9 protein-coding genes are annotated in these 7962 nt (G+C 61.4%); 2 read left to right on the top strand and 7 right to left on the bottom strand.

Going from position 1 to position 7962, the window contains the following annotated elements; genetic code table 11:
* Window positions 1-86 precede the first annotated feature (86 nt).
* The 3 genes from tal to UW3_RS0126065 form a co-directional block, all read right to left on the bottom strand.
* Entirely contained in the window at window positions 87-1013 is a 927-nt protein-coding gene (gene tal / locus UW3_RS0126080) for a transaldolase (RefSeq protein WP_010227059.1), read from the bottom strand.
* A gap of 125 nt (window positions 1014-1138) precedes the next feature.
* The gene (dusA, locus tag UW3_RS0126075; protein ID WP_010227058.1) at window positions 1139-2149 is read right to left on the bottom strand and encodes a tRNA dihydrouridine(20/20a) synthase DusA; all 1011 of its coding nucleotides are present in this window, start codon (window positions 2147-2149) and stop codon (window positions 1139-1141) included.
* Between the two features lie 214 nt (window positions 2150-2363).
* Entirely contained in the window at window positions 2364-2948 is a 585-nt protein-coding gene (locus UW3_RS0126065; RefSeq protein ID WP_010227057.1) for a hypothetical protein, read from the bottom strand.
* A gap of 241 nt (window positions 2949-3189) precedes the next feature.
* Here UW3_RS0126065 and UW3_RS0126060 point away from each other — a divergent pair, with 241 nt between their 5' ends.
* A complete protein-coding gene (locus UW3_RS0126060) occupies window positions 3190-4089 on the top strand; it encodes a DMT family transporter (RefSeq protein WP_010227056.1) in 900 nt (299 codons plus the stop codon).
* A gap of 104 nt (window positions 4090-4193) precedes the next feature.
* Here the strand turns inward: UW3_RS0126060 and arsH are convergent, their stop codons facing one another.
* From arsH to UW3_RS0126045, 3 genes are read right to left on the bottom strand one after another with little or no spacing between them, the layout of a single operon-like run.
* On the bottom strand, window positions 4194-4886 hold the full coding sequence (gene arsH, locus UW3_RS0126055; protein ID WP_010227055.1) for an arsenical resistance protein ArsH: 693 nt from the start codon (window positions 4884-4886) through the stop codon (window positions 4194-4196).
* Window positions 4887-4897: 11 nt separating this feature from the next.
* Window positions 4898-5368: an arsenate reductase ArsC gene (locus tag UW3_RS0126050; protein ID WP_010227054.1), complete on the bottom strand. Its 471-nt coding sequence runs from the start codon at window positions 5366-5368 to the stop codon at window positions 4898-4900.
* A gap of 11 nt (window positions 5369-5379) precedes the next feature.
* A complete protein-coding gene (locus UW3_RS0126045; RefSeq protein ID WP_010227052.1) occupies window positions 5380-5724 on the bottom strand; it encodes a metalloregulator ArsR/SmtB family transcription factor in 345 nt (114 codons plus the stop codon).
* Between the two features lie 134 nt (window positions 5725-5858).
* On the opposite strand from UW3_RS0126045, the gene UW3_RS0126040 reads away from it, so the two are divergent.
* Window positions 5859-6902 (top strand): DUF1176 domain-containing protein, encoded by a 1044-nt coding sequence (locus tag UW3_RS0126040; protein ID WP_010227051.1) that lies wholly within the window; start codon window positions 5859-5861, stop codon window positions 6900-6902.
* Between the two features lie 131 nt (window positions 6903-7033).
* On the opposite strand, the gene UW3_RS0126035 is transcribed toward UW3_RS0126040, so the two are convergent.
* The gene (locus UW3_RS0126035) at window positions 7034-7819 is read right to left on the bottom strand and encodes a sulfite exporter TauE/SafE family protein (RefSeq protein ID WP_010227049.1); all 786 of its coding nucleotides are present in this window, start codon (window positions 7817-7819) and stop codon (window positions 7034-7036) included.
* Between the last annotated feature and the right edge of the window lie 143 nt (window positions 7820-7962).

Here is a 7962-nt window from a genome sequence, read left to right as displayed (position 1 = left end):
GACGACTCGACTTGACCCGCGATGAGGCCGTGAAGGCCGATAAGATGCTCTACGCTGCACCCCTCACTGGCAAACCCAGATTTGTATCAGGCCTTTGCCGCCAACAACGCCTCGAGCTTCTCCTGATCCCGGGCAAACTGGCGAATCCCCTCGGCCAGCTTCTCGGTGGCCATGGCATCTTCGTTCGATGCCCAGCGGAACTGGCTCTCACTCAGGTGCTGACGCGCCTCGCCGTTTTTGCCAGGCTTGAGGATACGCGGCAACTCGCCCTGATCCTCGCTCAACTGCTGCAGCAGCTCCGGGCTGATGGTCAGCCGGTCACAGCCGGCCAGTTGTTCGATCTGGCCGATATTGCGAAAGCTCGCGCCCATGACCACGGTCTTGTAGTCATTGGTTTTGTAGTAGTCGTAAATGCGCGTTACCGACTGCACGCCCGGGTCTTCGGCGCCGACGTAGTCCTTGCCGGTGGACTTCTTGTACCAGTCGTAAATGCGCCCCACGAACGGCGAAATCAAAAACACTCCGGCGTCGGCACAGGCCTGGGCCTGGGCGAAGGAGAACAGCAGGGTCAGGTTGGTCTGGATGCCTTCCTTCTCCAGTACCTCGGCGGCGCGGATGCCTTCCCAGGTCGAGGCCAGCTTGATCAGCACCCGGTCGCGGCCGATACCGGCCTTGTCGTACAGCGCGATCAGTTGCCGGGCCTTGGCCAGCAACGCCGGTTGGTCGAAGGACAGGCGGGCGTCGACCTCGGTGGAGATACGCCCCGGAATCACCTTCAGAATGCCGGCGCCAACCGCCACGGCAAAGGCGTCACAGGCAAGGCCGACATCGCCCTTGCTGTGCTCGACCGATTGCTTGAGCAGCTCGGCATAGCCGGGCATGGCGGCGGCCTTGAGCAGCAGGGAAGGATTGGTGGTGGCATCGACCGGTTTCAGGCGGCTGATGGCATCGATGTCACCAGTGTCGGCAACCACGGTGGTGAACTGCTTGAGTTGTTCCAGCTTGGAAGTCATGGGCGTGCTCTGTCCTGTGCAATGGCTCGACATTACCCGAGCGCCGCCAGCCGCTCAAGGGCTGGCTGGCAGGCGGGGCGAAGGGGATAAGCCTTCGAGTGCCGAACCGGCCACAGGTTCCGGAACTAACGCCCCTGCAGCAGCTCGCCGGCCTGGTCGAGCAGGGCCAGCGGGTCCTTGCTCTTGTGGATGTCCACTGACAGCAACTGGCGGAACTTGCGCGCCCCCGGGAAGCCCTGGCCAAGGCCGAGAATGTGCCGGGTGATGTGGTGCATGGCGCCCCCGGATGCCAGGTGCGCGGCAATGTAAGGGCGCAATTTGGCCAGCGCCGCACTGCGGCTGATCACCGGCGCGGTGCTGCCGAACAGCTGCTGATCGACCTCGGCCAGCAGGTACGGGTTGTGATAGGCCTCGCGGCCGAGCATCACCCCGTCGAAAATCTTCAAGTGTTCCTGGCATTCGGCCAGGGTCTTGATACCGCCGTTGAGCACCAGCTCCAGGTCGGGAAAATCCGCCTTCAACTGCGCAGCGACGTCGTAACGCAGCGGTGGAATCTCGCGGTTCTCCTTCGGCGACAGGCCTTCGAGAATCGCGATCCGTGCATGCACGGTAAAACTGCGGCAACCGGCGTCGCGCACCTGGCCGACGAAATCGCACAGCTCGGCATAGCTGTCGCGACCGTTGATACCAATGCGGTGCTTGACCGTCACTGGAATCTGCACTGCATCCTGCATCGCCTTCACGCAATCGCCGACCAGCGCCGGATGGCCCATCAGGCAGGCGCCGATCATGTTGTTCTGTACCCGATCGCTCGGGCAGCCGACATTGAGGTTGACCTCGTCATAGCCTGCGGCCTCGGCCAGCTTGGCGCACGCGGCCAAATCAGCCGGCACACTACCGCCCAATTGCAGGGCCAACGGATGCTCGGCCTCGTCATGGCGCAGGAAACGCTCGGCATCACCGTGCAGCAGCGCGCCGGTGGTGACCATTTCGGTGTAGAGCAGGGCGTTGCTGGAGAGCAGGCGCAGGAAGAACCGGCAGTGGCGGTCGGTCCAGTCCATCATAGGCGCAACGCTGAACCGACGAGACGGCTCAGGGCGCGGGTTTACTGCGGTTGAGGCGGATTCTAGGGGCATTTTCGCTTACGTGTTTTGTACCATTAGCTGGGCGTTTTTTGATGGATCGTGGGTACGATGTACCACCTCGCCAGGATCCGTATCAAAAACAAAGGTGCCATAGTCTACCAAGAGTGCCAGGCATTCGCCCGCAAGCAGGCTGCCTAGGCCTGGGCAAAGCGACGAGAGACAAAGATGGCTGAACCTGGAATGCCAAGCTCAGCTATTCGACAGGTTACGCGCAAGTAGCTAGGCACAAGAACGCTTGGTAGGTTTTATAGGTGCCATATGCAAAGGCGGATATTGAAACCAAACCCAATGCGCCGCAGGTGGCGTGTAAGGTAGTGGCGACGTTGTTGTGCCACTTTACAGCGCTGTCAAAGGCCATCTGCGAAAGATACGTCAAGCAAGAGGTGATGCCGATAGCCAATGCCCCGATTACAAAGGCTGTTAGCGAATATGCGAAGTCCGGGATGGCGCTGCTGTTGTTGTCTGAGAGTTTGCCAATGAAGGCGAGCAGGGCAATCGCGGCTCCTCCATTCAGTAGCAGCATCGTCTTGAGTGCGTTTTGCCCTGATTGGATAATGCTTTTGAACATTTCCAAATTGGCTGACAGGTTGTGTTTGTGCGCGTCCAGGGAAAGCTGGAGTCTCGCCTTGAGTACTTCGCTGTTCTCCTCGGGGTTGTTGTCTGTTGAGGTGGCTTCGACAACCCTATCGATATACGTTATTAACTTGTCGCAATTGACTGTTTCATGACCCTGCGATTTAACCTCGCTAATAGAGGTCTTCAGTGCTTTCGCGAATGCGTTTGCGTCCATTACTCAATGCTCGCTTGTTTGACCAGTTGACTCAGTTTCCAAAAGGAGCACGCTGAGCGGATGCGTCAACATCCCATCCGCCCACCGAACCCGCAACCCCTCCCACGACGTGGACCCACCGTACTGGAGACAGTTGAGGTTTTTCAGGTGGTTTGTCCAGTGCGCTCTTATCTTTGGCTTGCATCCCCCATTTGGATGGATATTCTAGCGAGCCACCACGCAACGACAGGGACGGTCATTCATGCAATCCAGTTTTGGTAAAGGCGTTGTTTTTGCGCTTTCCGCCGCCGCGTTGAACGCGACAATCGGTGTGCTGAGCAAAGTGCTCATGGAAAACGGCTTCACCGCCAGCAGTGTCGCTGTGATCAAAACCATTCTAGGTTGCCTGCTGCTGTCGGCCTTGGTGCTGTTCATCAGGCGCCCGCAAACGACGGCGAAGTGGACCCAGGCTGCGATTTGCGCGTTTCTCGGAATCTTCGTGCTGTTCCACTTCGAAACATCGGCCTACCGCCATTACGCCGCCGCGGGCGTGGTGGTGATGCTGATGGCCAGTGCGTCTATTTCCTCGATCCTGTTGGGGCGGATTTTCCTGAAAGATCCCATTACCGCAAACGCTACCGTTGGCGCCGCCTTGGCCATCGCCGGCATTGCAGTGATCTTTGGTGCTGACCTGCAACAGGGGTTCACCCTGCAAGGCGCTACCCTGGCTGCCATGGCCGGCTGCGGATACGGGGCGTTTTCAGTGGCCATGAAGCATATGGGCGTCTCCGGGGGGCTGCACTTCACTCGGCAATTGTTGTTCTTCGGCAGCCTATACCTGCTGATGCCGGCTGCGGCCGATGGCTTTGTGATTGGCGAGCTGTCGCCCCTGGCGATTGCCGCATTGCTGGCGCTGGCCACGTTACCGACCATCCTGGGCTTCTTTTGCACCACCAAGGCCATCGAGTACCTGAAACCATCCCAGGTGCAGGCGCTGGAGCTGACCGAGCCCCTGTTCGCTGCGCTGCTGGCGTTCCTGGTCCTCAATGAGGTGCCGCGAGAAAGCCTGTACGTGGGTGCGGGGCTGATCATCACCGGCCTGTGTTTCTCCAACGAGTTGATTTCCCTGGGGCGCAAAGCACCGGCTCAATCCCATACATGATCCCCGGCGGGGCGGGGGTATGCCCGCCGGTTCAACCGCTAACTCGTGTGGCGTCGCAGTCGATCATCAACGCAGGCCCGCAACTGGGAAGCGCAGCGCGCCGCTCAGATCGAACGCTGGCCAACTCGCTGTGACAACGCCTCTGCCGATTCCTTGCGCTCGGAGTAGCGGTCCACCAGGTAATCGCTGCGCCCGCGCAGCAGCAGGGTGAACTTCACCAGCTCTTCCATCACGTCGACTACGCGGTCGTAGTAGGCCGACGGCTTCATCCGGTCGTTGCCGTCGAATTCCAGCCAGGCCTTGGGTACCGAGGACTGGTTGGGGATGGTGAACATGCGCATCCAGCGCCCCAGTACGCGCAGCTGGTTGACCACGTTGAACGACTGCGAGCCGCCGCACACCTGCATCACCGCCAGGGTCTTGCCCTGGGTCGGGCGCACTGCGCCCATGGCCAATGGCACCCAGTCGATCTGCGCCTTGAACACCGCCGACATCGCGCCATGACGCTCCGGCGAGCACCACACCTGGCCTTCGGACCATTGCATGAGTTCGCGCAGCTCCACGACCTTGGGATGGTTGTCGGGCGCGTCGTCAGGCAGGGGCAGGCCGCTGGGGTTGAAGATCCGCGTTTCGGCGCCGAAGTGTTCGAGCAGGCGCGCGGCTTCCTCGGTCAGCAGGCGGCTGAACGAGCGTTCGCGGGTTGAGCCATAGAGCAGCAAGATGCGTGGTTTGTGTCCGTCATGTGCGGCGTTGGCCGGGATCAGGCCGAGGTCGAGATTGGGTAGGTGGTCGCTCATGGGGGCTCCGTTTACAAAGTGCCGATGCGGTCGATTTCAGCCTGCAACTGGTCGCGGCTCAAGCGCTCGAAGGGCAGGGCAAGGAAGGTTTTGCAGCGCAGTGCTATGCGCGCCAGGGTGGCGTCAAAGGCGGCATCGATCTGTGTATCGCTGCCGTGGACCTCGGAAGGGTCTGCCAGGCCCCAGTGGGTTTTCAGCGCTGGGCCGAAGTACAGCGGGCAGGCTTCGCCAGCGGCGTTGTCGCAGACGGTGATGACGATGTCTGGCGGGTTGTCGGCGAAGGCGTCGTTGCCTTTGCTGGTCAGGCCGTGGATGGCGATGCCGGCGCGTTGCAGGGTCGACAGGCTGCGAGGATGCACCTGGCCCTTGGGAAAACTACCGGCACTGACCGCGTGGAAACCGGCCGGGGCCAGGTGATTGAACTGCGCTTCGCAGAGGATGCTGCGACAGCTGTTGGCAGTACACATGAACAAGACTCGCATGGGCTGATTCCTCAACAGCAGGTCGCACGGACAGGACGATCACCCATTGCCTCGAGGCGCTCGCTGACGTCGCTGAGCCACTGGCCATTGGCCTCAAGGGTCAGCTGCAGCACCTCGTTCACCCAGGCTGGCAGCTGCGGGTTGAGGCGGTAGTACACCCACTGACCCTGGCGGCGGTCGAGCAACAGGCCGCAGGTGCGCAGTTGGGCCAGATGGCGGGAGATCTTCGGCTGGCTGTCGTCGAGTGCGCACATCAGCTCGCACACGCACAGTTCGCCTTCGCGGACGATCAACAGCGTGGCGCGAACGCGGGTTTCGTCGGCCAGGCATTTGAACAGGGCGGCAGGGGTAAGCATCGAATCGGTCCGGGCTTGATATATGGAGATTCGAATATACGGATTTCCATATGTAAATGACAAGCCCGCTGTGCCAACCGGACTTCGAGAAGTTCCAGGGGTAGAATGTGCGCTCACCTGAAACGGACTTCATCATGAGCGCACCGCTGCACGCAGCCTTTCTCTCCCTGCTGGCCTTGCCCGGCGCTACCCAGGCCACGACGGCAGAGCCGGTACCCTTGTACCGGCACCTCAAGGACTGGGTGGTGGGGTGTGACAACACCCGCCAATGTACGGCGCTGGCGGCCGATGAAAGCGTCGACGGCATGCCGTTGGGTATTCAGATCGTGCGTGGCGCGGGTCTGGAGGGGCCGTTGCAGGTAACGATTTACAGCCAGAGTTCGCTGGAGGGGCCATTGCAGCTCGATGGCAAGCCTCTGGCGCTGGCACTGCATGAAGAACAGTACAACGGCGTGGTGTCCTGGCGGGCGAGTGGCGAGCAGGCCGTGGCCCTGGTCAAGGCCTTGCGCAATGGCTCGCGGCTGACCTCGGCGAGCAATGATGGTGAGCTGGGGAGTTCGCTCAATGGCCTGAGCGCCTCATTGTTGCTGATCGATTCGGTGCAGGGGCGGCTGGGCCACCGCAGTGCCTTCATGCGTGCAGGTGATGCGCCAGACAGTGCCGTGCCGCCTGCGCCGGCGCTGCCGAAGCTGGCGCCCTTCGCACGGCCCGAGCCGCTGGGGGAGGCAGAGGCCAGGCACATTGTCGCCGCCGTGCATGCAGCCAGCGCTGATGCCTGGCAGGACGTGGGTGATGACTGGCAGCCCGATACTGCCCAAGCCTATGCGTTGAGTGGCAAGCGTGCGCTGGTCAGCTTTCGCTATGGCTGTGGCGCCTACAACTGCGAGTACGCCTTGTTCACCACTTCACGGGCGCATCCGCAGCAGGCGCAGGCCCTGCAGTTCGCGGAGTTTCCCGGGCTGGAGCAGTGGGGCGACTTTGGTGGCTCGGTCGAGTACAACGCAGACACCGGAGTGCTCAGTAGCTTTACCAAGGGGCGCGGCATAGGTGATTGCGGTGTCGATCAGAGCTGGCGTTTTGATGGGCAGCGCATGCAGCTGCGCTCGCTGGCGCGGATGGGCAGTTGCAGTGGGAGCTGGTCGCAGATGTGGCCGGTGCTGTGGCGCACGCAGGATTGAACCTTGGGGCTACGGCGTAGCCCATCGCCGGCAAGGCCGGCTCCCGCAGGGCTTGATGTCGCCTGCTACCCCTGTGGGAGCTGGCCTTGCCAGCGATCGAGTGCGTAGCACTCGTAGATCAAGCGACACACTCAGAACGCCAGTTTGTAGCCGATCATCAGCAGCATGCCTGCCAGGCACGGGCGCAGGATGCTGTCAGAAATCCGTCCGGTCAGGTGGCTGCCCATGTAGATGCCCGGCAGCGAGCCCAGCAGCAGGTAGCCAAGCAGCGACCAGTCCATGTTGCCCATGCTTGCATGGCCCAGGCCGGCGACCAGGGTCAGCGGCACGGCGTGGGCGATTTCGGTGCCGACCAGGCGGCGGGTGACCAGGTAGGGGTAGAGCAGGAACAGCGCCACGGTACCCAGGGCGCCAGCGCCGATGGACGTCAGCGAAACCATGACGCCGAGCATCACACCGGTGACTACGGTCAGCAGGTTGAGGCTGGTACCGCTCAGGTGATAGCGGTCGCCGGCGTGTTTGCTGGCGAATGCCTGGAGTTTGCTTTTGAACAGGATGGCCAGGGCGGTCAGCACCAGCACCACGGCCAGGCCTTGCTTGATGATGGTGTTGGCGGCCTGGGTGTCGGCATCGAGGCTGGCGAGGAACCACAGGGTCAGGGCCGCGGCCGGGACGCTGCCGAGGGTCAGCCAGCCGGTGATTTTCCAGTCGATATTGTTGTTTTTGCCGTGGACCCAGACGCCGCTGGCTTTGGTGATGGCGGCGTAAAGCAGGTCGGTGCCTACGGCGGTGGCGGGGTTGATACCGAACCACAGCAGGATCGGGGTCATCAGGGAGCCGCCGCCGACGCCGGTCATGCCGACGATGAAACCTACTACCAGGCCTGCAATGGTAAAACCGAAAGAACCTACATCCATAAGTAACCTAAACGCCCAACGTGCCCGTGATCGGATGGCAGCCAGCATAAAGGTTTTTTTATAGCCAAATAGACTAGTTCGTTATTAGGTTATAACCGGTGGTGACTGTGAGAGGAGGGGCTTATCCGGTTGTGATGGTGGCG

Source organism: Pseudomonas donghuensis, from assembly GCF_000259195.1.
In the GTDB taxonomy this organism is placed as follows: Bacteria; Pseudomonadota; Gammaproteobacteria; order Pseudomonadales; family Pseudomonadaceae; genus Aquipseudomonas; species Aquipseudomonas donghuensis.
The sequence above is the reverse complement of the archived record's forward strand: the minus strand, read 5'-3'. Positions and strand labels throughout refer to the sequence as shown.

Bases quoted from the DNA above. Each gene is read 5' to 3' on its own strand.
- UW3_RS0126045 (WP_010227052.1), bottom strand. From the start codon at position 5,724: ATGCTTACCCCTGCCGCCCTGTTCAAATGCCTGGCCGACGAAACCCGC.
- UW3_RS0126060 (WP_010227056.1), top strand. From the start codon at position 3,190: ATGCAATCCAGTTTTGGTAAAGGCGTTGTTTTTGCGCTTTCCGCCGCC.
- UW3_RS0126035 (WP_010227049.1), bottom strand. From the start codon at position 7,819: ATGGATGTAGGTTCTTTCGGTTTTACCATTGCAGGCCTGGTAGTAGGT.
- arsH (WP_010227055.1), bottom strand. From the start codon at position 4,886: ATGAGCGACCACCTACCCAATCTCGACCTCGGCCTGATCCCGGCCAAC.
- UW3_RS0126050 (WP_010227054.1), bottom strand. From the start codon at position 5,368: ATGCGAGTCTTGTTCATGTGTACTGCCAACAGCTGTCGCAGCATCCTC.
- tal (WP_010227059.1), bottom strand. From the start codon at position 1,013: ATGACTTCCAAGCTGGAACAACTCAAGCAGTTCACCACCGTGGTTGCC.
- dusA (WP_010227058.1), bottom strand. From the start codon at position 2,149: ATGCCCCTAGAATCCGCCTCAACCGCAGTAAACCCGCGCCCTGAGCCG.
- UW3_RS0126065 (WP_010227057.1), bottom strand. From the start codon at position 2,948: ATGGACGCAAACGCATTCGCGAAAGCACTGAAGACCTCTATTAGCGAG.
- UW3_RS0126040 (WP_010227051.1), top strand. From the start codon at position 5,859: ATGAGCGCACCGCTGCACGCAGCCTTTCTCTCCCTGCTGGCCTTGCCC.